The sequence below is a fragment of the Haloplanus sp. HW8-1 genome (genome assembly GCF_023703795.1).
GTDB classification, from domain to species: Archaea; Halobacteriota; Halobacteria; order Halobacteriales; family Haloferacaceae; genus Haloplanus; species Haloplanus pelagicus.
The window spans coordinates 1,516,434-1,538,205 of the sequence record NZ_CP098518.1 but is presented as its reverse complement, the minus strand read 5'-3'; the positions used below and the strand labels follow the sequence as shown (position 1 = coordinate 1,538,205).

Annotated in this window: 23 protein-coding genes and 2 pseudogenes; 17 read left to right on the top strand and 8 right to left on the bottom strand. The window is 66.6% G+C overall.

Annotation, left to right across the window (positions count from 1 at the left end):
• Positions 1–175 precede the first annotated feature (175 nt).
• The 5 genes from NBT82_RS08110 (at position 176) to NBT82_RS08090 (ending at position 6,607) form a co-directional block, all read left to right on the top strand.
• Positions 176–3,187 carry an FAD-binding and (Fe-S)-binding domain-containing protein gene (locus NBT82_RS08110; RefSeq protein WP_251331034.1) on the top strand — a complete coding sequence of 1,004 codons (3,012 nt, stop codon included), beginning with the start codon at positions 176–178 and terminating at the stop codon, positions 3,185–3,187.
• A 77-nt stretch (positions 3,188–3,264) separates the two neighbouring features.
• On the top strand, positions 3,265–3,648 hold the full coding sequence (locus tag NBT82_RS08105; protein ID WP_251331033.1) for a cyclophilin-like fold protein: 384 nt from the start codon (positions 3,265–3,267) through the stop codon (positions 3,646–3,648).
• A gap of 212 nt (positions 3,649–3,860) precedes the next feature.
• Positions 3,861–5,594, top strand: coding sequence for an Nramp family divalent metal transporter (locus tag NBT82_RS08100; protein WP_251331032.1), 1,734 nt, complete (start codon positions 3,861–3,863; stop codon positions 5,592–5,594).
• Between the two features lie 52 nt (positions 5,595–5,646).
• Positions 5,647–6,084 (top strand): hypothetical protein, encoded by a 438-nt coding sequence (locus tag NBT82_RS08095; RefSeq protein ID WP_251331031.1) that lies wholly within the window; start codon positions 5,647–5,649, stop codon positions 6,082–6,084.
• Positions 6,074–6,607, top strand: coding sequence for a hypothetical protein (locus NBT82_RS08090; protein ID WP_251331030.1), 534 nt, complete (start codon positions 6,074–6,076; stop codon positions 6,605–6,607). The genes NBT82_RS08095 and NBT82_RS08090 overlap by 11 nt, the downstream gene beginning before the upstream one ends.
• On the opposite strand, the gene NBT82_RS08085 is transcribed toward NBT82_RS08090, so the two are convergent.
• A complete protein-coding gene (locus NBT82_RS08085; protein ID WP_251331029.1) occupies positions 6,600–7,253 on the bottom strand; it encodes a CFI-box-CTERM domain-containing protein in 654 nt (217 codons plus the stop codon). The genes NBT82_RS08090 and NBT82_RS08085 overlap by 8 nt on opposite strands.
• A gap of 89 nt (positions 7,254–7,342) precedes the next feature.
• Positions 7,343–7,561, bottom strand: coding sequence for a YgaP family membrane protein (locus tag NBT82_RS08080; protein WP_251331028.1), 219 nt, complete (start codon positions 7,559–7,561; stop codon positions 7,343–7,345).
• Between the two features lie 116 nt (positions 7,562–7,677).
• On the opposite strand from NBT82_RS08080, the gene NBT82_RS08075 reads away from it, so the two are divergent.
• A complete protein-coding gene (locus NBT82_RS08075; RefSeq protein ID WP_251331027.1) occupies positions 7,678–7,857 on the top strand; it encodes a hypothetical protein in 180 nt (59 codons plus the stop codon).
• 17 nt (positions 7,858–7,874) lie between these two features.
• Here the strand turns inward: NBT82_RS08075 and NBT82_RS20415 are convergent, their stop codons facing one another.
• Together NBT82_RS20415 and asd are read right to left on the bottom strand one after the other, a co-directional pair.
• Positions 7,875–8,009 (bottom strand): DUF7522 family protein, encoded by a 135-nt coding sequence (locus NBT82_RS20415; RefSeq protein WP_486617154.1) that lies wholly within the window; start codon positions 8,007–8,009, stop codon positions 7,875–7,877.
• Between the two features lie 212 nt (positions 8,010–8,221).
• Positions 8,222–9,256, bottom strand: coding sequence for an aspartate-semialdehyde dehydrogenase (asd, locus tag NBT82_RS08070; RefSeq protein WP_251331026.1), 1,035 nt, complete (start codon positions 9,254–9,256; stop codon positions 8,222–8,224).
• A gap of 224 nt (positions 9,257–9,480) precedes the next feature.
• On the opposite strand from asd, the pseudogene NBT82_RS08065 reads away from it, so the two are divergent.
• The 3 genes and pseudogenes from NBT82_RS08065 to NBT82_RS08060 form a co-directional block, all read left to right on the top strand.
• Positions 9,481–10,983 (top strand): annotated as a pseudogene (locus NBT82_RS08065) (acetyl-CoA carboxylase biotin carboxylase subunit); the annotation flags it as partial.
• Positions 10,984–11,058: 75 nt separating this feature from the next.
• Positions 11,059–11,277: pseudogene (locus NBT82_RS20280) on the top strand (biotin/lipoyl-containing protein); the annotation flags it as partial.
• Positions 11,274–12,209, top strand: coding sequence for a biotin--[acetyl-CoA-carboxylase] ligase (locus NBT82_RS08060; RefSeq protein WP_251331024.1), 936 nt, complete (start codon positions 11,274–11,276; stop codon positions 12,207–12,209). The pseudogene NBT82_RS20280 and the gene NBT82_RS08060, both read left to right, overlap by 4 nt.
• A gap of 25 nt (positions 12,210–12,234) precedes the next feature.
• Here NBT82_RS08060 and NBT82_RS08055 read toward each other — a convergent pair whose 3' ends face one another.
• Positions 12,235–12,693, bottom strand: coding sequence for a universal stress protein (locus tag NBT82_RS08055; protein ID WP_251331023.1), 459 nt, complete (start codon positions 12,691–12,693; stop codon positions 12,235–12,237).
• Between the two features lie 101 nt (positions 12,694–12,794).
• Between NBT82_RS08055 and NBT82_RS08050 the strand changes: the two genes are divergently transcribed.
• A complete protein-coding gene (locus tag NBT82_RS08050; protein ID WP_251331022.1) occupies positions 12,795–13,433 on the top strand; it encodes an IS6 family transposase in 639 nt (212 codons plus the stop codon).
• A 54-nt stretch (positions 13,434–13,487) separates the two neighbouring features.
• Here NBT82_RS08050 and NBT82_RS08045 read toward each other — a convergent pair whose 3' ends face one another.
• The gene (locus tag NBT82_RS08045) at positions 13,488–14,294 is read right to left on the bottom strand and encodes an IclR family transcriptional regulator (RefSeq protein WP_251331021.1); all 807 of its coding nucleotides are present in this window, start codon (positions 14,292–14,294) and stop codon (positions 13,488–13,490) included.
• A 271-nt stretch (positions 14,295–14,565) separates the two neighbouring features.
• Between NBT82_RS08045 and NBT82_RS08040 the strand changes: the two genes are divergently transcribed.
• From NBT82_RS08040 to NBT82_RS08015, 6 genes are all read left to right on the top strand, one after another.
• Positions 14,566–15,825: a M20 family metallo-hydrolase gene (locus NBT82_RS08040; RefSeq protein ID WP_251331020.1), complete on the top strand. Its 1,260-nt coding sequence runs from the start codon at positions 14,566–14,568 to the stop codon at positions 15,823–15,825.
• Between the two features lie 248 nt (positions 15,826–16,073).
• On the top strand, positions 16,074–16,250 hold the full coding sequence (locus NBT82_RS08035) for a hypothetical protein (RefSeq protein ID WP_251331019.1): 177 nt from the start codon (positions 16,074–16,076) through the stop codon (positions 16,248–16,250).
• Positions 16,251–16,253: 3 nt separating this feature from the next.
• Positions 16,254–16,922: a sodium:solute symporter family transporter gene (locus NBT82_RS08030; RefSeq protein WP_251331018.1), complete on the top strand. Its 669-nt coding sequence runs from the start codon at positions 16,254–16,256 to the stop codon at positions 16,920–16,922.
• Positions 16,923–17,159: 237 nt separating this feature from the next.
• Positions 17,160–17,957, top strand: a complete 798-nt coding sequence (locus NBT82_RS08025; RefSeq protein WP_251331017.1) for a sodium:solute symporter family transporter — start codon at positions 17,160–17,162, stop codon at positions 17,955–17,957.
• Positions 17,954–18,103, top strand: coding sequence for a hypothetical protein (locus NBT82_RS08020; protein ID WP_251331016.1), 150 nt, complete (start codon positions 17,954–17,956; stop codon positions 18,101–18,103). The genes NBT82_RS08025 and NBT82_RS08020 overlap by 4 nt, the downstream gene beginning before the upstream one ends.
• A gap of 3 nt (positions 18,104–18,106) precedes the next feature.
• Complete coding sequence (locus NBT82_RS08015; protein WP_251331015.1) at positions 18,107–18,769, top strand: DUF1028 domain-containing protein; 663 nt, start codon at positions 18,107–18,109, stop codon at positions 18,767–18,769.
• Between the two features lie 7 nt (positions 18,770–18,776).
• On the opposite strand, the gene NBT82_RS08010 is transcribed toward NBT82_RS08015, so the two are convergent.
• Together NBT82_RS08010 and NBT82_RS08005 are read right to left on the bottom strand one after the other, a co-directional pair.
• Entirely contained in the window at positions 18,777–19,790 is a 1,014-nt protein-coding gene (locus NBT82_RS08010) for an amidohydrolase family protein (RefSeq protein WP_251331014.1), read from the bottom strand.
• A 31-nt stretch (positions 19,791–19,821) separates the two neighbouring features.
• Positions 19,822–21,045 (bottom strand): HD domain-containing protein, encoded by a 1,224-nt coding sequence (locus NBT82_RS08005; protein WP_251331263.1) that lies wholly within the window; start codon positions 21,043–21,045, stop codon positions 19,822–19,824.
• Positions 21,046–21,097: 52 nt separating this feature from the next.
• On the opposite strand from NBT82_RS08005, the gene NBT82_RS08000 reads away from it, so the two are divergent.
• Positions 21,098–21,736, top strand: a complete 639-nt coding sequence (locus NBT82_RS08000) for a DJ-1/PfpI family protein (RefSeq protein ID WP_251331013.1) — start codon at positions 21,098–21,100, stop codon at positions 21,734–21,736.
• The last annotated feature ends 36 nt before the right edge of the window (positions 21,737–21,772 follow it).

The following is a 21,772-nucleotide window of genomic DNA, read 5'->3' as shown; positions in this document are numbered from 1 at the left end:
GGCCCCGCTGCCGACACGGGTTGCACTCGGTCCGGGTCGGCTCGCGTGATCGGTCGTGTGGCACGTTACGGATACCGCGTTTGCGCCGAACGTTCGTGTTAAACGCCGGATAGCGACACGTAGCCGCCGATACGGCAGCGCAGGAGTTAAATCGGGTCAGTCCGGTGTGAGAGGCATGGCCATTGATGAACGATCAACGGGATTAGAGACTTCGGCGGGTTCGTTGGGGCACGAACACCCGGACGCCGAGGAGTACCGGGCGTTGGCCGAGGACTTACGCTCGGGGGTCCAAGGGGACGTTTCCTTCGACGAGTACGCACAGGTGCTCTACGCGACCGACGGCAGCATCTACCAGGCGAAGCCGGCGGGCGTCGTGTTGCCGAAGACGGTCGACGACGTTCAGCATACCGTCGAGACAGCGGCCGAACACGGCGTCCCGATTCTACCCCGTGGGACGGGGTCCTCACTCGGCGGCCAGACGGTCGGCCCGGGCTGTGTCGTCATCGACTTCACGCGCTACATGGACGACATCGTCGACGTCGATCCGGACGGCCAGCGGGCGGTGGTCCAGCCCGGCGTCGTGCAGGACCACCTCGACACTCACCTCGAGCAGTACGGCCTGAAGTTCGCGCCGGATCCGGCGTCCTCGAACCGGTCGACGGTCGTGGGCGGTATCGGTAACAACTCCACGGGTGCCCACTCGGTTCGCTACGGCATCACCGACGCCTACACCGAGGAACTGGACGTGGTACTCGCGGACGGGTCGCTGATCCACACCGAGGAGATCGTCCTCGACAGCGACGAGTGGGACGAGAAGGTCGCCGGCGACGGCCTGGAAGCGGACATCTACGAGACGGTTCGCCGACTCGTCGAAGATCACGAGGCGGAGATCGAAGAGAAGTATCCCGACCTCAAGCGGTCGGTGTCGGGCTACAACCTCCAGAAGGTCATCTACGAGAACGACGCGGGCGAGGAGGTCATCAACCTCTCCAAACTCCTTGTCGGCGCCGAGGGGACCCTCGGCGTCATCGTCGAGGCAGAGGTGTCGCTCGTCACCCTGCCCGAGGAGACGGCGTTGGTGCTCTACTGTTTCGACGACCTCGTCGAGACGATGGAGGCGGTACCCGAGGCGCTCCAGTTCGACGTGGGCGCGGTGGAGTTGATGGACGACGAAGTGTTCCAACTCGCCGCCGACTCGACGGAGTACGCCCAGTACGTCGACGTGATCCCCGAGGGGACGACGGCCGCGCTGATGTTGGAGTTCGACTCGGAACTCGTCGACGACTTCGAGGCGGCCATCGCCGAGACCAACGACTACTTCGTCGAGAACGGCGACGCCTTCCACGCCGTCGAGGCCTACACCGAGGCGGATCAGGCCGACATCTGGAAGCTCCGCAAGGCCGCCATCCCCCTGCTGATGGGGATGGAAGGCGACCCCAAGCCGTACCCGTTCATCGAGGACGCGACGGTACCCCCCGAGGAACTGGCCGAGTACGTCTTCGAGTTCGAGGAGGTGCTCGAGGACCACGGCACCTCCGCGGCCTACTTCGCCCACGCCGGGAGCGGGACGCTCCACATCCGCCCGATCCTCAACCTCAAAGAGGACGAAGGGATCCAGAAGATGCACTCGATCACGGAGGACGTGACCGATCTGGTGCTCGAACACCACGGGTCGTTCTCGGGCGAACACGGCGACGGGATGGCGCGCACGGAGTTCACCCCCAAGATGTACGGCGAAGAGCTCTGGACGGCGTTCAAGGAACTGAAGACGGCGTTCGATCCCGACTGGCAGATGCATCCGGGCAACGTCGTCTACCGGGCGGGGCCAGAGGACGTCGGTCCCGACTCCGAACGCGGCGTCGGCGCCGATATGCGGGAGAACCTCCGCTACGGCGCCGACTATCAGTCGGTCGAACCCCAGACCGCCCTCGACTTCGAGAACGAGGGCGGCTTCTCACACCTCGTCGAACTCTGTAACGGCTGTGGGACCTGCCGCCAGACGGACTCCGAGGTGATGTGTCCGACCTACCGCGCGTCCGAGGAGGAGATCCAGACCACCCGCGGCCGCGCGAACCTGCTCCGGGCGGCGATCAGCGGCGAACTCGACGAGGACGAGATCTACTCGGAGCGTTTCCAGGAGGAAGTCATGGACCTCTGTGTCGGCTGCAAGGGCTGTAAGAGCGACTGTCCGACCGGCGTCGACATGGCGAAGTTGAAGACGGAGGTCAAACACCAGTACCACCAGGAGGAGGGCGTCAGCCTCCGTGAGCGCGTCTTCGCCAACATCGACACGCTCTCGAAGCTCGGGTCGATGTTGTCTCCGGTCTCGAACCTCGCGCCGAAGATCCCCGGTGCGCGTGCCGTGATGGAGGCGGCCATCGGAATCTCCCGCGAGCGGGAACTCCCGACCTTCGCGAGCGAGAGCCTGGAAGCGTGGTTCGAGCGCCGCGGTCGCTGTCGGGTCGCCCCCAGCGACGCCGAGGATCAGGTGTTGCTCTTCCCCGATACCTACACCAACTACATCTATCCCGACGCGGGGAAGGCGGCGGTCGAGGTGCTCGAGGCCGCGAACGTGTTCGTCCGAATCCCGGACGACGTGGCGCCCTCGGGACGTGCGGCTTTCTCCTCGGGAATGCTCGACCTCTGTCGTGACCGCGCGGAAAAGAACGTCGCGGCGCTCCACGAGACCGTCGAGGACGGCTGGTCGGTCGTGTTCGTCGAGCCCTCGGACGCGGTCATGTTCCAGGACGAGTACCGCGACCTTCTCTCGGGACCGGCCGTCGAGACGGTGGCCGACGCCGCCTACGGCGTCATGGAGTACGCCGACGTGACCGGGCTGACCGGCACGGTCGAGTTCGAAACCCCGCGGACCTCCCTATCCTACCACGGCCACTGCAACCAGAAGGCGACGAACAAGGACCACCACGCACTCGGCGTGTTGCAGGGTGCGGGCTACGAGGTCGACCCGCTCGATACGACCTGCTGTGGGATGGCCGGTTCGTTCGGGTACCACGAGGAGCATTACGACATCTCCCAGGCCATCGGCAGCCTCCTGTTCGAGGCGGTCGAAGAGAGCCCGGGCGAGGAGGTGACCGCCCCGGGCGCCTCCTGTCGGTCACAGTTGGGCGACGAGTACGACGACCACCCCCCACATCCGGTCGAGAAACTCGCGGCCGCGGTGGACTGACGGCGTACCGGGTCGACGCTTCGGCTCCCCTCCGGTTGCCCGAGGATATATATTTCCCCGTGACGACCCTCGACACCATGTCGGAAGCCGATTTCGTCGTCACCGTCAACGGGACCGAGATCGATGCCACGTGGGCCGAGGAAAGCCCCGAGACCCGGCGGGCTCTCGCGGATGCCCTTCCCGTCGAGGGGGAGGCCACACGTTGGGGCGACGAACTCTACTTTCGCGTTCCCGTCGACGTGGACGCGGAGGACCCCCGTGTGGCGGTCGACCCCGGAACCATCGCCTACTGGCCACAGGGCTCGGCCCTGTGTCTGTTCTGGGGTCCGACGCCGGCGAGCACCGACGCCACGCCCCGGGCAGCCTCACCCGTGAACGTGGTCGCTCGCCTCGCCGACGTCGCCCCCCTGTCGGCCCTCCCGAGCGGTGCCGGCGCGACGGTTCGAATCACTGACGACTGATAGCTCGTCCGTTCTTTCCACGGAATCTCGATCGCCCCGAGTGCCCACCACGGACCGTGTAGCTGCGTCTCCGTGCAGTTTTCGACGTGAAGGACACTCCAACAATCATTCACCGATGATTATTTATGATATGACAAACCTGGATAACGTGGATCGGACGGACGATGGTAGCATGACCCACGAAGTATGATCCCAACCAACCAGGGGAGACAATGACAGACAACCACGACGAAATACGAGTCGAAACCGACGGTGGTCTGACGAAAGACGACATCCACACGACCGCGGAGGTCGGTGAGCAGTATCGTGCAACGGTGTATCGTGACGTCGACTACGAAGCGCTCGACGTCGCGCCCGAGACGAGCGAGTATCCGGAGACCGACGGCAAGTGGGGCTTCCGGAAGTACGACATGCCCAAGGTCCCGAAGGTATCCCACCTCGTCGGGCCGAGCGCCATCATGCTCGGCGCGTCCCTCGGGAGCGGCGAGACGATGTTCTGGCCGACCCTGGTCGCCCAGAACGGCTGGGGCCTGTACTGGGCGTTCTGGGTCGGCGTTATCACCCAGTTTTTCATCAACACCGAGATTCAGCGGTGGACGATCGCCACCGGGGAGAGCATCTTCCGGGCGTTCGACCGGATGAACAGCTTCTGGCCGTGGTTTTTCCTCGTAGCCGGCTTCTTCCACGTCGGCTGGCCCGGCTGGGCGGCCGGCGCATCCGAGGTGTTCGCCGTCTGGACCGGGATCGTCCCCCGCGAGAACTGGGCGGTCATCGGCGTCGCGACGATGATCATCATCTGGCTGAGCTACCAGGCCGGCCCCATCCTCTACAACGCCATCGAGAAGGCCCAACTCGCCATGATGTTCGCCGCCATCTTCGGCGCGGTGATCCTGGCCTTCATCGCCGGGTCGGTCGGCCAGTTCGCGAGCGTGCCCGGCGGTGCGGTCAACTTCGGCGCGCTCCCGGCGGACATGGACATCGCGACGTTCCTCGGCGGCCTCGCCTACGCGGGTGCCGGCGGATACATCAACCTCGCACAGGGCATCTGGGCACGCGAGAAGGGATATGGGATGGGCACCTACCAGGGCCGCATCAAGAACCCACTTCGCGGTGCCGAACCCGAAGAGGTTCACGGCGGCTTCACGTTCGAACCGACCGAGAAGAACCTCCTCCGGTGGAAGCAGTGGTGGAAGGTCACCCAGCAGGAGCATTTCCTGACGTTCGTCATCGGCCTGCTCGTCGTCGCGACGGTCGCGATGACGATCTCCGCCGAGTACGCCAGCGGCACGGATCAGGGCGCCATCAACATGTGGCTCGACGTGATTATCCCGCAACTCGGTGCAGTCCAGCAGCAGCTGATGTACGTGGTGATCTTCATCGCCCTGTTTAGCACGCAGTACGCCATCCTCGAGGCCTTCGTCCGCAACAGCGTGGACATCATCTTCGAGGGATACGGGCGTTCGGCCGGCTGGGACCTCTCGCGGGTCTTCCTCGGTCTGCTCACCCTGTTTACCCTGTGGGGCATTCTCATCATCCTCGCCCAGTTCCAACAACCGTGGATCCTACTGGTCATCGGTGCCGCCATCGCCGGTGCGATGATGTGGCCGTACAACGCGCTCGTCACCATTCTGAACACGACTCGACTGCCCGAACACACCCAGCCCGGGTGGGGTCGCATCATCGCGATGTGGTGGGCGACCGGCTTCTTCGGGTACTTCACCGTGTTACTGATCGGTGGTGTACTCACCTCGCCGGAAGCCTACGGGCTCAACTTCCCGGCGTTCTCGACCACGGTCGGCGTCGTCGGGAGCGGACCGGCCGGCTACGCACTGTGGGTCTTCGCACTCGTCGTACAGATCTACACGATGTACCGCTCGGCGACCGCCAAGATGAACGCCTCGGGCACCGTCGACGGGGCGGACACCGCCAGAGGCTTCCTGTCGTAACGCCGACCACCGAGCAACCGTTTTTATTTGTTGGCGTCGTCAACGGGACGGTATGACATCCCAAACGGAGTCTCGGGGCCGTCCTTTCGGGACCCTCATGCGGTTCTTGGTCACTTATCGACTCTTGGTCTATCTCGGTGGCCTGATCGCCATCGGCATCCCGCTCCTGTTACAGCGGGCCTACGGGACGGAACTCTCCCCGGGCGCACGCACCGCCATCGTGGTCGTGAGCCTCGCCGTGATGATCGTCACGTACGTCGCCGAACGGCGGGTCGGACAGGACCACATCGACGACCACACCGGAGAGCCGACTGAGTCGTACTCCCTCCGCCTGCGCGCCTCCGTCGCCACCGCCGTCGTCGGTCTCGCCGTCGGCATCTACGCGATCATGGAGATAGACGGTATCACCGGGGGACTCTTCGTCCTGGGCGCGTTCCTGTTTGCCTACATGGGGTACCGCACGGAAGGTGGGGGTGCCAATGGCGTCTGACGCCGAGACGGTCGACGTCGAGGAGTTCGAGGACCTGCCGTCGACCGACATCGAGACCGAACTCCACGTCCACTTCGGGATGGCCGGCTCCTTCCCCTTGCGTCTCGCCGATCTATTCTTCGCGAGCGACGGCCTCCACATCGCCGAGTACAGCTACATCACCCCGATGTTCGGGCTAGGAACGAAGAAACACCGACGCGAGGCGGGGGCGATGCAGGAGGTGTACGACGTCCACGGCCTCGACGAGGTGTTGTTACAGGCCGACACCGTCTACTGGTTGAACTACGAGGCGATCGATCGGGTCGTCCTCCATCGTGGTGGCTACTTCGGCCGGCCGAAGCTCACCGTCTATCCGGCCGACGAGACGGCCCGGTCGCACGCGTTCCGCCTCCACGAGGACGACGACCCCGACGGCCTCGCAGCGGACCTCCGGGACGTGGGGGCGGGCCGTCCGCTCGACGTGGTCGTCGAGTCCGGCTCCGGCTTCGATCCCCGCGAGAACGTCACACGCTTTTTCAGTTGATCCCGCCGGCGTTCGACCGGACGAGTTCGTTGCCACGCAGCCATCCGTGGGCGAGCGCCGCGAGTCCCACGCCCACGACGTAGAGGGCGACAAGGAGCACCGACAGCCCCGTCCGCGTGATCACCAGTTCGGTCGTCCGCCGCCGGTCGGCGAGCGATCCACACCGGTCGACCAGGCCGCGGACCACGGCAGTCGACGTGGCGTCGGGATGGCGACCGAGCGTCGCCGCGATGGGGGGGCTGATCGCCTCGTAGGCCCGGAGGAGGGCACACCCCACGGGCGTCGGTGCCATCACGTCGGCGCGAAAGTCCCGCAGAGAGTCGAGCGTCGGCCCCTCTCCGGCGGTCGCGGTGGTGATGAAGCAGTTCGAGTGGTGCTGGGTGACCGTCGCGAGGAGGAGATCCTCCTTTCGGTAACGAGTCGTCTCGGCGGCCGGGAACTCGGGATCCGACGAGACGAGATACTCCGTCTCCGTGTGCCGGAGATACACCTCGTCGTGGTCGATCTCCTTGCCCGACTTCGTCACGACGCGGAGGTGTTTCTCCCGGCCGTCGCCGACGCCGATCTCCGATGGGGAACGGTCGTCGTTACCTTCACTCTCGTCGCCGCTGCCCCCCTCCGTCTCCGATCCGTCGTCCGTACCCATACTGTCAGACGAGTGGGCAGGGTTATGAGCGTTTTCAGACCCCTAGAACGTAGAGGCCTCTCGACGTCGGGTTTCCGACCACCCGACGTTCAGCGGCGTGAACACGTGTCGATCCCGAGCAGCCGGTGGACGAGACACCGCCGGGTGACGCCCGTGGCCAGCAACACGATCCCGACGACGAACAGGCCGACGCCGACGACCTGGCTCGCCGGAAGCACGCCGACGAGGGCGCCGATCCCGAGCAGAGCCACGATCGGTCCACCGACGAGTCGTGCGAGACGGTCGACTCCACCGACGTTTCGTTCCATACCCACCCATAGGCGTCCTGAGAATAAATAATTGTGTGTGATCGTGGAACTACTACGATCGGCTATTCGTGGGGTGTGAGCGGCGATTTTTTGACTGTCGGGCACCAAGCGGTGCTGTGACGGGGTCGCTCACCGTCCTGCTCAGTTCCCTGCTCTTTCGGACGGTCATCGTCGCCGCCGTGGTACTCGTCCTGAAGTTCATCTACGAAGGCGTGTTCATGATGGCGGGGATGTTGTTGCTCGCGATCTCCGTTTTCGCCTACCTGTCGTTCACCGAGGCGCGGTTGCTGGAGTGAGCGGCCGTCCCCCGGACTCACGACACGTGGTCGTGGCAGGTTTCCGCGATCGCATCGAGGTCGACGCCCGCACCGCTGTCGATGGAGACGAAAGCTCCCGAGAACTCGCCGCGTGCGTAGTGGACACAGATCGCCTTCTCGAACTGGTGTATCGTGCAGTACCACCCGGCCTCCCCGAAACGGGCCCTCCAGATACTCGCGTCCGAGTTCCTGCAACACCAGTTCGTCGTGGATACGGCGGATGATCCTCCCCTTCGGCGCGACGTCGTCGAGATGCTTGACGAGGAGGGGCGGCATTTCGTCTCGGCCCGTCTCCGGAACGGTCAATACAGTGTTGGCGAGCGAGCCGGTCGGAGGAGCGGGCTCAGAGGTAGCCGTTCTCGACGAGGAGTTCGCCGTTCAGGAGGCTCGCTCCCGCGGCGCCGCGGACGGTGTTGTGAGCGAGGCAGTCGAACTTCACGCCGTGGGTGATCGACTGCACGCCGCCGACACAGATCTGCATGCCCTGGCCGCGCATCCGGTCCAGACGGGGCTGGGGGCGTTCGGGGTCGTCGAAGACGTGGATGAGTTGGTTGGGCGCACTCGGGAGGTCGATGCCCGGGAACTCCCGCATCGCGTCCGCCACCTCGCCCGGATCGGGGTCGTCCGCGAGGTCAACGAAGAGGTTCTCCAGGTGGCCGTCGAGGGTCGGAACGCGGTTACACGAGGCCGAGACGTCCACGTCGTGCCACGAGAGTTCCGCCCCGTCGAAGTCGCCGAGGAGCTTCCGACTCTCTGTTTCCATCTTGTCTTCCTCGCCGCCGATGTGGGGGAGGACGTTGTCGATGATCTCCATGGAGGTGACCCCGGAGTAGCCGGCCCCCGAGACGGCTTGCAGCGTCGACACGTCGACGCGTTCGAGCCCGAACTCGTCGATGGCGGCTAGCGGCGGAATCATGGTGATGGTCGAACAGTTCGGGTTCTTCACGAGGGCCCCGTCCCAGCCGCGTTCGTCGCGCTGGACTTCGAGCAAGTCGAGGTGACCCGGGTTGATCTCCGGAATCGTCAACGGCACGTCCTCCGCGAGGCGGTCGTTCGAGGAGTTCGAGGAGATGACGTAGCCCTCGCGGGCGAAGTCCTCCTCGACGTCGACGGCGACGCTCGACGGGAGCGACGAGAACAGCAGGTCGACGTCGTCCGGCACGGCGTCCGGTTCGGTCCGTCGGACCGTCATCTCGGCCACGTCGACCGGTATGGGAGAGTCGACCCGCCACTTCGCGGCCTCGCGGTACGGCTCGCCGGCGCTGTCCTCGCTGGCGGTGAGCGCCGCGAGTTCGAACGTCGGGTGATCGTCGAGGAGCTGGATGAAACGCTGTCCGACTGCGCCGGTCGCACCGAGGATACCGACTCGTACTGTCATGGGTCTCCGTGCGGCTCACTCACATAAGGCGGTTTGGATTCGCCGCCGCTCCCGGGATCGGATCGACCCGTCGAATCGGTCACTTTTTACCCCAAAATGGTCGAACAATTCATCGTTCGTCAGACAATAGTAGCTATCAGTTCCGAACCGGAACAGTCGTCGCGGCGTCGCGGGCCGGTCGGTCCACCGATACACTAACGGGGGAATCGCCTGTAAGGGGGGATATGTTCCGCAAAGTTCTCGTCGCCAACCGCGGCGAGATCGCGGTGCGAGTGATGCGTGCCTGTGAGGAGTTGGGCGTTCGGACCGTGGCGGTGTACAGCGAGGCCGACAAACACGCCGGCCACGTCCGATACGCCGACGAGGCGTACAACGTCGGTCCGGCCCGCGCGGCGGACTCGTATCTCGACCAGGAGGCCGTCCTGGACGCGGCCCGGAAGGCCGACGCGGACGCGATCCACCCGGGCTACGGGTTCATGGCGGAGAACGCCGACTTCGCGGCACGCGTCGCGGAGAGCGAGATCACGTGGATCGGTCCCCCGCCCGAGGCGATGGAGCGTCTCGGCGAGAAGACGAAGGCCCGGCGCGTGATGGACGCTGCGGGCGTCCCCGTCGTCCCGGGGACGACCGACCCCATCGAAGAGCCTACGGAGGTCGCGCAGTTCGCCGAGGAACACGGCTATCCGATCGCGATCAAGGCGGAGGGGGGTGGCGGCGGCCGGGGCATGAAGATCGTCGAACACGAAGACGAGATCGAAGAGCAGTTCGAGGCGGCCAAACGCGAGGGCGAGGCCTACTTCGACAACGACTCCATCTACTTGGAGCGGTATCTCGACGCCCCGCGACACATCGAGGTGCAGATCATCGCCGACCACCACGGCAACGTCCGTCACCTCGGCGAACGGGACTGTTCGCTCCAGCGCCGCCACCAGAAGGTAATCGAGGAGGGGCCGAGTCCGGCGCTGACCGACGACCTGCGCGAACGGATCGGCGACGCGGCCCGGCAGGGAATCGCCGACACGGACTACACGAACGCCGGCACCGTGGAGTTCCTGGTCGAGGACGGCGAGTTCTACTTCCTCGAAGTGAACACCCGCATTCAGGTCGAACACCCGGTCACCGAAGAGATCACGGGGATCGACATCGTCAAGGAGCAACTCCGTGTCGCCGCGGGCACCGAGATCGGCTTCGCTCAGGAGGACGTGGAGATCGAGGGCCACGCGATGGAGTTCCGCATCAACGCCGAGAACGCCGCCAACGACTTCGCGCCCGCCACCGGACGCCTGACGACGTACGACCCCGCGGGCGGGATCGGCGTCCGTGTCGACGACGCCGTGCGCCAAGGCGACGATATCGGCGGTGATTACGACTCCATGATCGCGAAACTGATCGTCGACGCGAGCGACCGCGAGGAGTGTCTCGCGCGGGCCGAACGCGCCCTCCGGGAGTTCGACGTCGAGGGCTTCCACACCATCATCCCCTTCCACCGGCTGATGGTGACGGACGAACGGTTCACCGCGGGCACCCACACGACGAACTATCTGGACGAGGAACTCGATCCCGAGCGGATCGACCGCGCGGTCGAGCGGTGGGGGCCGGCCGACGACACGGACGCCGACGGGGACGACGAGGAGGTGAGCGAACGCGAGTTCACCGTCGAGGTCAACGGCAAGCGCTTCGAGGTGAACCTCGAAGAACGGGGAGCCCCCGCCATCCCTACGGGGGGCGGCGCGAACGACGATAGCGGGATGGGACGCCCCGACGTCGCCACCGACGACGACGCCGATGGCGCGGTCACGGCGGGCGAGGGCGAACGTATCGACGCCGAGATGCAGGGAACCATCCTCTCGGTCGAAGTCGTGGCCGGCGACGAGGTGGCGGCCGGCGACGTGGTGCTCGTCCTCGAAGCGATGAAGATGGAAAACGACGTCGTCGCCGAGAGCGGCGGCACCGTCGCCGAGGTGCTGGTGAGCGAGGGCGAGAGCGTCGACATGGGTGACCCGCTCGTCGTGCTGGAATGACCGACACCCGGCGTCGCCTGCTCGACGCCCTCGCCGGCGCCGACGGGCCGGTGTCGGGGCCGACGCTCGCGGACCGCCTCGGCGTCTCGCGGGCGGCGGTCTGGAAACAGGTCGAGGCGCTCCGGGCGGCGGGGTTCGACGTCGAGAGCGGCGCCGACGGCTACGCCGTTCGGTCGGTCCCCGACTACGGCGGCGACGCCATCGCCTACGGGCTCGACGCCCCCTACGCCGTCGAGTACCACGACCGACTCCCGAGCACGAACGACCGGGCGCGCGAACGCGCCGTCGAGGGGGCGACCGACCGACTGGTCGTCGCGGGCGAACAGACCGGCGGCCGGGGACGACTCGACCGCGCCTGGGCCTCTCCGCCGGGCGGCGTCTACGCGAGCCTCCTCGTCCGGCCGGATCGCCCGCCAGCACACGTCCCGATTTTTACCCTCGCGGCCGCGGTAGCCGTGACCCGCGCCTGTCGGGAAGCGGAGGTCGATGCGGTCATCAAGTGGCCCAACGACGTGTTGGTCGCCGGGTCGGAGCGAAAGCTCGCGGGGGTCCTGACGGAGATGGAAGGGGAGGCCGATCGGGTGTCCTGGCTGATCGTCGGCGTGGGTGCGAACGTCGACGTCGCCGCGTCCGACCTCCCCGGGACGGCGACGAGCGTGCGCGCCGAGGGGGGCGTTGCCGACCGCCGGCGCTTCTGTCAGCGGGTGGTCGAGACGTTCCACGGTCTCGACCCGGACGAGGTTCTTCCCGCGTGGCGCGACCACGCCGTCACACTGGGCCGTGCAGTCCGCGTCGAGACGCCCGGCGGGACCGTCGAGGGGAAGGCCGTCGACGTCGAGTCTCCGGGCGCGCTCGTCGTCCGGACCGACGACGGCGAGCGGACCGTCCACGCGGGCGACTGCGAGCACCTGCGGCCCGCCGATGGTAATTGACGTCGTCGCACAGCCGACCGTCGCGCTATGCCTCGACGGGGACGGTCGTCACCGGGATCGACGAGGCGCGGATGACGGATTCGGCGACGCTCCCGAGGAGGAGTCGGTCGAGGCCGCCGCGGCCGTGCGTTCCCATCACGACGAGGTCGCAGTCCTGGTTCTCGGCGTAGCGGACGATCTCGCGGCTCGGCTTCCCCTCCACCACCGCCGTCTGTACGGGGACGGCGGTCCCGTCCGTCTCCGAGCGTTCGGTCGCGATCTCCCGAACCCGGGCGACGGCCGTCTCCGCGTCCTCCCGGAGCAGGCTGTCGACGCTCTCCCAGGACGACTCCATCGCCAGCCCCGCGTAGGCGTCGGAGTTGAGGACGTAGAGTCCGTGGACGGTCGCGCCGTGAATCGTCGCCACCTCGACGGCGTGTTCGATGGCCCGCTCGACGCCGTCGGAGCCGTCGGTCGGGACGAGAATGCGATCGTACGCGACCATGTTCAATGGTACCACAGCTCAGTACATAACTCTTGACCCGTGTGGCGCAGTCGTGTCAAGTTAAGCGTGAAGAGTGAGGCGTGGTGATTTCGTAGTGCTCTATGCCCGAAATCACACGCCTCAGCGACGGTAGCGACTGGATCGAATTAGATTTTGTGGAGCGTCAGCGGACACCCGAGTTCGCGATGCGACTCGGTATTCAGATGCACGTGGCAGGACTATCACTTTCGAATACCATCTCGATTCTTGAGAGGTTGGGTGTCGAACGCTCTCGAACGGCCGTCCACAACTGGGTACAGAAGGCCGATCTACAGCCCGAAGGCGGTGCGAGCCCGAATCACGTTGCGCTCGACGAAACCGTGATTCGAATCAACGATCAGCAATACTGGCTGTACGCCGCCATCGATCCTGAAACAAACACATTCCTTCACATACGGCTTTTTAGCACGTATACGACTGGTTTAACCGAAATCTTCCTGAGCGAATTGCGCGAGAAACACGACGTCGAAACCGCCGTGTTTCTCGTCGACGATGCTCAATGGCTCCAAACTGCCCTCGATCGACACGGCCTCGATTGCAGATACGAACGCCATGGCAATCGGAATGCCGTCGAACGTCTCTTTCGTGAGATAAAACGACGAACCTCTTCGTTTTCAAATACGTTCAGCCACGTGGAGCCGACGACAGCAGAATCGTGGCTCCAAGCCCTCGCTGTCTGGTGGAATCGATGCCAAAGTTAACGCGACCTGTGGCGCTTCGTCGTCGCTCGCGACCGCCCCGTCGGCCGCCCCCGCTCACGCCGGCTCGCTCCGCCGGGCCATGTTGATGTTGACCTCGATCAGGTTCGCCGTCTTGGTCACCAGCCGCGGGAGCTCCTCGTGGTACCGCTCGTCCTGCATCCGGCTCGTCGGCCCGGAGACGCTCAGGGCACCCAGCACCTCCCCCTCGGGGCCGCGGATCGGGGCGCCGACGACGCGGAGCCCCTCCACCTGTTCCTCGTCGTTGAACGCGTAGCCCCGCTCCCGGATCTCGGCCAACTCCTCCCGGAGACGGTCCCGGTCGGTGATCGTCTGGGCGGTCCGTCCCGTCAGGCCGTGATCGGCGATGATCTCCCCGACCCGGGCGTCCGGGAGGTGTGCGAGGATGGCCTTCCCGGCCGCGGTGTAGTGGAGGTCGAACGCCTCCTGCTGGAGCCGGGCCTGGAAGGCCTCGCCGATGGCGTCGTCGCCCCGCGTCTCGTAGACGATGATCCCCCGGCCGAACTGTTCGATGACCAGTTGGGCGTACTCCCCGGTCTGGGCCGCGATTTCCTCAAGTTCCTCCCGGCCGTGCTGGTAGAGGGCGTTCCCCTGGCGGACCTGCTCGCCGAAGAGGAGGTGTTTCCCGCTCAACCGGTACTCCGTGCCGTCCTTGACGACGAACTCGTGTTCGCGGAGGGTGGTGAGCTGGTTGTACGTCGTCGTCTCCGAGAGGTCGAGCCGCTCCGCGAGTTCGGCGGCGGTCGTGCCGCCGGTCTCCTTGAGCGCGTCGAGCACGTCGAGGGTGGTCGCGGCCGTCTTCAACAGGCGAGACGGCTCGTCGCCGTCGAGCGGGGTGGACATACCGCCTCTAGGTGCACACTCCGTGTTAGACGTTTGCATGCCGTGGCCGAGACGCCGTTACGACGCCCCCGGATCACCGATCCCGCTGTCGAGATATGTCACGCCGCCGTCGCCCACGGCGTCACCCGACGGCGGCGGGTCGCCGCGCCGAGGGCGGGCGAATCCGGACCGTACGGCCGGCCTCCGCGGCCCGAGATGCTGACAATCGGGAACCCCGAAATCGGCGGGTAAGAGGCCACAGATTGATAATTTTGGAAATGAACCACGAGGTATGGAGGTCAGTGTCGACCGTCTCCGTGACGACATCGAATCGACCGGGGAGTTCGGTGCCATCGACGTCGACCGGGGCCACGGCCGGACGGTACCAACCGGGAGCGAGGCCGACGAGCGGGCGCGGGAGTATCTCGTCGCGCGACTCGAATCGGCGGGCCTCTCCGTGAGCGTCGACGCGGTGGGGAACGTCGTCGGCCGCTGGCACCCGGCGAGCGCCGACCCGGACGCCCCGCCCGTCGCCGCGGGGAGCCACCTCGATTCCGTTCCCGAGGGCGGCATCTTCGACGGACCGCTTGGCGTCTACGCCGCCCTCGAGGCGGTTCGAGCGATGCAGGAGGCGGACGTCGAACCGGCCCGTCCCGTCGACGTGGTGTCGTTCACCGAGGAGGAGGGCCACCGGTTCGACACGCCACTCCTCGGCTCGAAGGTCGCGACCGGCGCGCTGTCGGTCGACGAGGCGCTCGACCTGACCGACGACCGGGGGGAGCGACTGGCCGACGTGCTCTCGGCCATCGGCTACCGCGGGACGGACCGACTCGACGCGGCGGCGTGGGACGCGTGGCTCGAACTCCACGTCGAACAGGGGACCCGCCTCGAGGAGCGAAACGTCCCCGTCGGCGTCGTCACCTCGGTCACCGGCATCACCCACTGTCGGATCGACATCGACGGCGAGGCGAACCACGCCGGAACGACGCCGATGGACCGTCGACGGGACGCCTTCCTCGGCGCCGCCGAGTTCGCACTCGACGTCGAGGACGCCGCCAACGAGGTGGTCGAGACGGCGAGCGACACGGCCGTCGCCACCGTCGGCAGGGTCGACCTCTCGCCCAACGGCCCCAACGTCGTCCCCGGGCACGTCCGACTCGGCCTCGACATCCGCGACGTGGAGGCGTCGTCGATGGCGTATCTCGTCCGGCGGGCCCGGGAGAGCCTCGCCCGCATCGAACGCCAGCGCGGCGTCGAGACGCGGCTGGATCGGTACGTCGACATCCGACCGGTCGACATGTCCGACCGCTGCCGGGCGGCGATCCACGCCGGCGGGGACCGAAGCGGCGTCGAGACGATGGACCTCCACTCGGGCGCCGGTCACGACACCATGGAAGTCGCGCGGGTGACCGACGCCGGACTCCTCTTTGCGCCGTCGCGGGACGGCATCTCCCACAACCCTCGGGAGTGGACCGACTGGACGGACTGCGCCCGCGCGACCCGGGTTCTCGCGGCCGCGCTCGCACGCCTCGCTACCGCCGAGCCGTCGTGAGGGCGCCGGATCGCTGTTCCGGATTATGTAAAACGAAATTTCCGTATTGTCATTTATCGACTCGAATTCCGACTGGCCGTCATTTGCGTTTCATTTTTCTAACTCCAGCGTAGTTTTCTATATAACTCTAAGAGAAAAATAATTTTTGAAATACAAGTATATCTGGGATTTAGTTGCTCTACCCGTCGTTTTTCATATCAAACATTAATAAGCTATATACGTCGAGACACGCCACGAGGTCCTGTACTATGGCACTGGTATCGACCATGACCTGGGTCTACCTCGCGATCGGGCTGTTGCTGGTGTTGACTGGGTTGCTGGTCGCGCCGTACTTCGGCGTCTACGGCACGAGACATCCGCCGAGTATCGAGGACGAAAGCACCGGGGATACCGGCCTCGCGGACGACCAATCCACCTCGAACTGACTCATGGCACTACCCTGGATCAACGTCGGCATCGTCCTCGTCTTGGGGCTGGTGTTCATCGGTGCCGGCTGGTACTTCTCACGTCGCGTGGAGGGCGCCGACGAGTACATCGTCGGCAGCGGCAAGTTGGGCGTCGCCTTCGGAATGACGTCGCTGCTCGCGTTCTGGATCACGGGGAACACGATGCTCGCGGCCCCGGAGAGCGCGTACAACTTCGGGATCACGGGCGCCCTGGGTTACGCGCTCATCGGCGGCAGCGGGGTGGTCCTGTTCGGCTTCCTCTCGAAGCGCATCCACCAGGTGATCCCCCACGGCAAGTCGGTCGGGGACTACTACGGGACCCGCTACGACGGCAAGAACTACTACCTGTTCATCGCCCTGTTGATCGTCTACGTCCTCGGACTCATCGTGACACAGGGCATCGGTGGGGGCGTCCTCCTCGAACAGATCTTCGAGATTCCGTACATGGTCTCGGTCGTCCTCACCTTCGCCGTCGTGATCACCTACTCGTATTTCGGCGGCTTCCGAAGCGTCGCCGGCGTCGCCTACTTCCAGGTGCTGTTGATCCTGGTCGTGGCCATCGTGGTCCCGCCGCTCGTCTACTTCCAGGTGGGCTTCACGCCGGTTTACAGCGGTTCAAGGAGAAAGCCCACGGCTTCAGCCGTGGGATGAATCCGACAACAGCCGAAACAACTACCACGGTTCGTATCGTCGGTTGTGCTACCGAGTCTCGGGTAAGGATATGCACGCCAGCGCGGCGGTAGATGAAGCCCGCTATCCGAGTCGGGGGCCGGACTGGCACGGCCCACAACCCCACCGAACGACGCGAGTGGGGAACCTCTCCGTCGTGGGCACGGTCTGTGACCGTGGAACCCCACGACTTCAGTCGTGGGAGGATGTCAGAACGGCATGCTCGAAAACGCCCCGTCGAGCCTGAACCTCACCAACCAGGCGGCGCTCCTGTTCATGTTCGGCGGCGCCTTCTTCGGCATCGGCGAGGTGTTCATGGACAACACCTTCTGGCAGCGCGCGTACGCGATCCGCCAGGAGGACGTCCTCAAGATGTTCATGCTGAGCGGCATCGGGTGGGCGCTGGTCCCCCTGGCCGTCGCGAGCCTCGCGTTCGTCGCGCTCGCCTTCGGGCGGGAACCGGAGCAGATCAACCAGGTCGCTCCGCTGGTCGCGCAGGTGTACGGCGGCCAGTTCGCCGGCTGGCTGTTCCTGGTCGCCGTCTGGAGCGCGCTCGCCTCGACGACGGCGGCGAGCATCAACGCGCTCGCCACGCTCCTGATGCACGACCTCCTCCCCCGCGTCAAGGAGGGCGTCACCGACGACGAGAGCCTGCAGTACGGCAAGTACCTCACCGTCGTCGTCGGGGTCCTCGGCCTCCTGTTGAGTCTGCCGCGGATCCTGACGATGCTCCAGATGCTGATCTTCCTCGGCGTGATCAACGCGGCGTTCATCTTCCCGATCGTGCTCGGCCTCTGGTCGGAGAAGACGAACCCGACCGGCGCGTTCGTCGCCGCACTCGTCGCCATCGTCGGCGGCTACGCGGTGTACTTCACCGTCGGCAACCTCCAGGGGATCATCGCCAGCGGGTGGCTGTCGTTTCTCATCACCGCCGGCAGCACGGTCGTCTGGCCGAGCGAGTTCGACTGGCGAAAGCTCCAGCGGGCCGGGCGCTCGGCGCCCGAGGGGGGTGAGTGAGCGTGCTCCCGCTCCCCCTCCCGCTGACGGTGAGCCAGCAGTTCTTCGTCGCCGTCGTCGGCCTCGGCATCGCCGGGGCCGTCGTCGTGAGCATCATCATCATCGCGTACACGATCCGCGAGTTCAGAGCCAAGGAGATCTGGTAACCGATGACGTACTCGATCTGTGCGACACGGAACGGCGTCCACGGCGTCGCGATCGCGACCAAGGCCCCGGCCGTCGGCTCGCTGGCCCCCTTCCTCTCGACGAACGGCGTCGTGAGCACGCAGTCGCTCGTCAGCGTCCCGCTGGGCGTGAAGGCGACCCGCCTCATGGACGAGGGTGCGAGCGTCGACGACGCGGTCGAGACCCTGCTGGACAAGGACGACGACGCCGCGGTGCGACAGGTCCACGGCGTCGACCGCTGGGGGAACACGGTCGCGTTCTCCGGCGACGACTGCGTCGATTGGTACGGCGCCCTCGAACGTGACGACTTCACCGTCGCGGGCAACATGTTGGTCGGCGAGCGGGTCGTCGACGCCGTCGCGACGGCGTTCGAGGCGGCCGATTCCGAGGTGTCCCTCGCCGAGCAGTTGCTCTCGGCGCTCCGCGCCGGGGAGGAGGCCGGCGGCGACAAGCGCGCCGAGACCGCCCAGAGCGCGGCGCTCAAGGTCTACCACCCCGACACGCCGGCCCTGCAGAACGACCTCAGGGTCGACGATCACGAGGACCCGGTGTCGGAACTCGAACGGATCTACGAGGTCGCGGCGGCCGACAACGAGGAGTGGCAGGCTGAGTTCCCCGAAGCGGTGTTGCGGCGCACCCCCGACTGAGCGGCGACTACAGGACGACCCGCTGGACGTCGTCGACCCCTGCCCGACGGACGACCGCTCGGACGGGGTCGCGGACGCCGGCGAGGTTGTCGGAGTCGCCGTCGAGGACGAGCAGTTTCGCCGGGCGGCCGGGTTCGATCACCCCGCAGTCGAGGCCGACGAGGTCGGCGCCGGCGACCGTCGCCATCCGCAGGACGTCGCGGGCGTCGACGCCGCCGACCTTCGCGGCGAACTCCATCTCGCGAAACATCGAGGGGCTGTTGAGCATGACGTTGTCCGTCCCCAGCGCGACGCTCGTCCGGTCGAGCAGGTCGGCGATGGGCGGGGTTCCCACGCCGGTGACGAGGTTCGACCGCGGGCAGACGACCACGGGGACGCCCTCGCGTTCGATCCGGTCGAGGTGGTCCGGTTCGGGGTGGACGACGTGAACGAGGAAGGTGGGATCGAGGTCGAGCGCCGGGGTGAGGTCGGTCGGATCTCGCTCGCCGGCGTGGATGCCGAACGGTTTGCCGGCCTCGCGGGTCGCGGCGCGTTCGCTCGTGAAGTCGGCGTCGCGGGCGCCGCTTGCGCCGAAGCCGTCGGACTCGTGCATCGCCGCCACCGTCTCGCGACCGAGGACGACCGCGTCGACGTCGAGGCCGTCGAGCGCGCGCCGGATGGCCCGGACGCCGTCGGCGCCACCTTCCCGGAACTCGACGGTCGCGGTCGTGCCGGACCGCTGCATGAAGCGGAGCGACCGACGCATGGCGGTGATCTTTTCGGCGTCGGTGGCCGCCCGGAGGAGGCGGTGTTTGAGGCCGTCCGGGGGCGCCACGAGTTCGTCGAGCGAGAGGCCGCTACCGGCCTCCTTGGCGATGGAGTCGCCGAGGTGCGTGTGGGCGTTGACGAACGCCGGACAGACGATGTCGTCGCTGTCGGTGGTCGTCTCCTCGACGGCGACGATCTCGCCGTCCTCGACGACGACCCGGCCCTCGACCGGGTCGAACCCGCGACCCCGGAGGACGATACCCTCGATTTGCATACGTCCAGTGGGGCGTGCGCGGGTCTTGAAACTACCCGAACTCGTCGAGCGTCGCGTCGAGACCACGGCGGACTTCCGAGACGAGTGCGCCGTCGACGTCGAGTCCGAGCGTCCGGGCGGCCGTCCGACCTACGCGGTCGACGGCCTCGGCCGGGGCGTAGACCCCGAGGCGCCACTGGTTGCGACCGGCGGTCCGGAGCGCGGACACCAGCGGTGACTGCCGGTCCAGCCGACGGATCTCGCCGTTGACGACGACCCGTGACGACGACTCGCGAATCTCCGGCGGCGGCGGCACGTCGACGATCACCGATCCTGGATCCAGGTCGGCTCCCGCCGCCACCTCGCGTTCGAGGTCTCCGATTCGCTCGTGGTCTGCCTCGCGCAACGAGTCGGGGACGTCGTCGAGTTCGGCCCACACTGCCCGCTTGTAGAGGTCACGCGTCGAGAGACGGTCCGCCAGGTCGGCGGTGGCGTCCGTCCGCCGGAGCGCGACCAACAGGTCGGCGTCGTCCCAGCGACGCACGGTCCCGGGGTCGTAGTCGGCGTCCTCGACGAGTCGCTCGGTCGCCCGCCGGAGCATCGCCTTGCCGATGCGCGCGACGTGGTGTTGGTAGACCGTCGGGTTCATCAGCGCCCGGGCGAGTAGGAGGCTCTCGGCGGTCTGGACGTTTCCCTCGCCGATGACGAGTTCGCCGTCCCGAAAGGCGAGTTCCCGGATCAGCCGACCGTGGTCGATGGTTCCGTACGGCACGCCAGTGTGGTGGGCGTCGCGAACCAGGTAATCCATCCGATCCACGTCCAGTTCGCCGGAGACGAGTTGGCCGTATCGGCCCTCGCCGGCCACGAGGGCCGCGACGGCCGCCGGATCGAGGTCGTGCTCCCGGAGAACCGCGCCCACTTGTCCGCTCGCGATGAGGTCGGTCACGTCGTCGTGGTACTTTCCCGTGTACCGGTAGAGCAGACGTTCGACGTTGTGGCTGAACGGTGGGTGCCCCACGTCGTGCAGGAGGGCGGCGGCGCGGATCCGTTCGGCCGTCTGCCCCGCGACGCCGAGGTGGTCGAGCGCCTCCGAGGCGAGGTGATAGACCCCGAGACTGTGTTCGAACCGCGTGTGGTTGGCGGACGGGTAGACCAGCGAGACGGTCCCGAGCTGGCGGATCCGACGGAGCCGCTGCATCGCCGGCGTGTCCAAGAGCGCCTCGGCGACGCCCGTCACCTCGATGTGGTCGTGGACGCTGTCCTTGATCGTCGCCATGGCGTCGTCTTCGGCGGCCGCGGACATATACTCCGGGCCGGGGCGTAGGTCTATGGTCGCTCGGGTCCTCGGTCCGGACGTGACGACCATCGCGATACTCGTCTACGACGGGGTCGACGAACTGGACGCGGTCGGCCCGTTCGAGGCCTTCGAGATGGCCGCCGACGAGGGGGCTCCCCTGGAAACCTCGCTCGTCACGCTCGAGGAGCGTGGGACCGGACGCGTGACGGCGGCCCACGGTCTCCGGATCGCCCCCGACGGGATTCTCCGGATCGACGAGCCGCCGGACCTCCTCGTCGTCCCCGGGGGCGGGTGGAACGACCGTCGATCAGAGGGGGCGTGGGCCGAGGCCGAACGTGGCGTCGTCCACGACGCGCTGGCTCGCGTCCACGACGCCGGGACGACGCTCGCCGCCGTGTGTACCGGAGGGATGCTCCTCGCTCGCGCCGGACTCCTCGACGGTCGCCCCGCGGTCACCCACCGCGGGGCGCTCGACGACCTGCGGGCGACGGACGCGACGGTGGTCGACGCCCGCGTCGTCGACGACGGCGACGTGGTGACCGCCGGCGGGATCACCTCGGGGCTGGATCTGGCGCTCCACCTGATCGAGCGGTTCGCGGACGCGGAGACGGCCGCGAGCGTGGCCGACGTGCTGGAGTACGACCGCCGGGGCGACGTCGTCGTTCGGTAGGCACGTGACCGCGCTGTCGACCGCCCGGCGGGACCA

Excerpts from the sequence above, each read along its gene's own strand:
- NBT82_RS08110 (WP_251331034.1), top strand. The coding sequence starts at position 176 with ATGGCCATTGATGAACGATCAACGGGATTAGAGACTTCGGCGGGTTCG.
- NBT82_RS08105 (WP_251331033.1), top strand. The coding sequence starts at position 3,265 with ATGTCGGAAGCCGATTTCGTCGTCACCGTCAACGGGACCGAGATCGAT.
- NBT82_RS08100 (WP_251331032.1), top strand. The coding sequence starts at position 3,861 with ATGACAGACAACCACGACGAAATACGAGTCGAAACCGACGGTGGTCTG.
- NBT82_RS08095 (WP_251331031.1), top strand. The coding sequence starts at position 5,647 with ATGACATCCCAAACGGAGTCTCGGGGCCGTCCTTTCGGGACCCTCATG.
- NBT82_RS08090 (WP_251331030.1), top strand. The coding sequence starts at position 6,074 with ATGGCGTCTGACGCCGAGACGGTCGACGTCGAGGAGTTCGAGGACCTG.
- NBT82_RS08085 (WP_251331029.1), bottom strand. The coding sequence starts at position 7,253 with ATGGGTACGGACGACGGATCGGAGACGGAGGGGGGCAGCGGCGACGAG.
- NBT82_RS08080 (WP_251331028.1), bottom strand. The coding sequence starts at position 7,561 with ATGGAACGAAACGTCGGTGGAGTCGACCGTCTCGCACGACTCGTCGGT.
- asd (WP_251331026.1), bottom strand. The coding sequence starts at position 9,256 with ATGACAGTACGAGTCGGTATCCTCGGTGCGACCGGCGCAGTCGGACAG.
- NBT82_RS08060 (WP_251331024.1), top strand. The coding sequence starts at position 11,274 with ATGACCGACACCCGGCGTCGCCTGCTCGACGCCCTCGCCGGCGCCGAC.
- NBT82_RS08055 (WP_251331023.1), bottom strand. The coding sequence starts at position 12,693 with ATGGTCGCGTACGATCGCATTCTCGTCCCGACCGACGGCTCCGACGGC.
- NBT82_RS08050 (WP_251331022.1), top strand. The coding sequence starts at position 12,795 with ATGCCCGAAATCACACGCCTCAGCGACGGTAGCGACTGGATCGAATTA.
- NBT82_RS08045 (WP_251331021.1), bottom strand. The coding sequence starts at position 14,294 with ATGTCCACCCCGCTCGACGGCGACGAGCCGTCTCGCCTGTTGAAGACG.
- NBT82_RS08040 (WP_251331020.1), top strand. The coding sequence starts at position 14,566 with ATGGAGGTCAGTGTCGACCGTCTCCGTGACGACATCGAATCGACCGGG.
- NBT82_RS08035 (WP_251331019.1), top strand. The coding sequence starts at position 16,074 with ATGGCACTGGTATCGACCATGACCTGGGTCTACCTCGCGATCGGGCTG.
- NBT82_RS08030 (WP_251331018.1), top strand. The coding sequence starts at position 16,254 with ATGGCACTACCCTGGATCAACGTCGGCATCGTCCTCGTCTTGGGGCTG.
- NBT82_RS08025 (WP_251331017.1), top strand. The coding sequence starts at position 17,160 with ATGCTCGAAAACGCCCCGTCGAGCCTGAACCTCACCAACCAGGCGGCG.
- NBT82_RS08015 (WP_251331015.1), top strand. The coding sequence starts at position 18,107 with ATGACGTACTCGATCTGTGCGACACGGAACGGCGTCCACGGCGTCGCG.
- NBT82_RS08010 (WP_251331014.1), bottom strand. The coding sequence starts at position 19,790 with ATGCAAATCGAGGGTATCGTCCTCCGGGGTCGCGGGTTCGACCCGGTC.
- NBT82_RS08005 (WP_251331263.1), bottom strand. The coding sequence starts at position 21,045 with ATGGCGACGATCAAGGACAGCGTCCACGACCACATCGAGGTGACGGGC.
- NBT82_RS08000 (WP_251331013.1), top strand. The coding sequence starts at position 21,098 with ATGGTCGCTCGGGTCCTCGGTCCGGACGTGACGACCATCGCGATACTC.